Below are 1,607 nucleotides of genomic sequence, written 5' to 3' on the forward strand. Positions count from 1 at the left end.
CCCGCCTGGTGCACGACTGGCGTGAGCAGGGATTGGCGCCGCGCACCATCGCCAATCGCCTGGTGGATATCCGCTGGCTGGCCGACAAAGTGGGCCGGGAAAGCGAGATCCCCTCCAACAAGGATCTGGGCCTGCCCCTCAGGAAAAACATCGAGGGCTACGGCCAGTCCAAATCCGTCGCCCCGGACTGGGGCAAGATCGCCGCCCTCGATGAGCGCATGGCCCTGATAACCGAGCTGCGTGTCGAGTTCGGCCTGCGTACCGAGGAAGCCCTCAAGTTTCAGCACAAGGTGGCGACCAAGACCCCTGACCAGGTCGCCCTGAAGGGCTCCTGGTGCAAGGGGGGGCGACCACGTGAGATCCCCATCACTAACGACCGGCAGCGGGCGCTCCTGGACCGCGTGGCCCGCTTCCAGGCGGCCCAGGGTGATCGCTCGATGATCCCCGGCGATCAGCGTTACCGGACCTTCTACGCGACCTACAATGCCGCTAGGCATGCGGCCGGGGTATCAGGGCATGGATACCGCCACCATTGGGCGCAACAGCGCTTCCAGGCGGTATCGGAGGGAATCGCGGCCCCGCACGCGGGAGGTCCGGCTTATGCGGAGCTGACACCCCAGGAGCAAGCCAGGTGGGATCGTGCGGCGGCGGTGGTGAACCAGGAGCTGGGGCATGGAGAGGGGCGGCAGGATATTACTTCTACGTACATTGGTTCTCGATAAAATGACCCACTTTCTCGATATCGCAAAGGGAAATGGTGAGTAGGCCACATCACTGTAGGCCTATTATGGGTAGGAGCACACTGCCGGCGAGTTTATTAGGCGGTTAATTCTACGGATACAAGGGTTCTGGGAGATTAAGTGAAATTACCAATACATACACGTAATGCTTTGCTTGTTACTGCAAAGATACAAAGCCTTGGTGTCCCGGTAGAAGTGCAGCAAAAAATAGGAGTATTTGCTATTGCGTGGGGGTTGTTCGAGTCCCATCTAGAGCGAGCTGTTTGGGGTCTGAAGAATGAGGAAGTAGAGGGGAAAAGACCATCAACGGATAAGACTTTTGCCCATAACTGGATAGAAGTACTTGGAGAAGGAAGTGAAACAATCGGAGTTAAGGGAAACGAAGTTTTAAGTTTATCGGCTCAGGCAGCAAAAGACCTTATGAGCTACCGCCATTCTTTATTTCATGGATATCTTGTTCCGCTTGGTGGTACAGCAGTTTTTATACGAAACCCTCAATGGGAAGGAGAGGTTCGCAAGAGAGAAACTGCTGATGCGCAAATAGATGAAAATATTATTGACCTAGCGATTGATGCTGCCTGGGTGCTTTTTAGTATAGTTATCGCGGTAACAAAGATATTTGAGGATGGCGGACCATCAAATATTGAGTCTTTCGAATCAGAGGCTCGCCGTATTAGAAGAAATGCAAATGAAGTACGTCATATTTCTAAACTAATTAACAACGAAAAATATTAGCTTATGGAACTGAAGGAATTTATCAAGGCAAGCCTTGTTCAAATTAATGAAGCGATACAAGAAAGCAACGATCAGCTTCGCGATTTGAAAATTTGTGGAATCGTAAACCCGGTTGGCGTTCAGATTAACTCG

At 52.3% G+C, this 1,607-nt stretch carries 2 protein-coding genes; both read left to right on the forward strand.

The features are described from left to right. The coding region (locus G533_RS0119300) for an integrase domain-containing protein (protein WP_027951303.1) at positions 1 to 722 on the forward strand (722 nt) is incomplete at its 5' end. Between the two features lie 138 nt (positions 723 to 860). Further along, positions 861 to 1,475 carry a hypothetical protein gene (locus tag G533_RS24715; RefSeq protein WP_144079971.1) on the forward strand — a complete coding sequence of 205 codons (615 nt, stop codon included), beginning with the start codon at positions 861 to 863 and terminating at the stop codon, positions 1,473 to 1,475. Positions 1,476 to 1,607 lie beyond the last annotated feature (132 nt).

This window comes from Haliea salexigens DSM 19537 (genome assembly GCF_000423125.1).
GTDB lineage: Bacteria > Pseudomonadota > Gammaproteobacteria > Pseudomonadales > Halieaceae > Haliea > Haliea salexigens.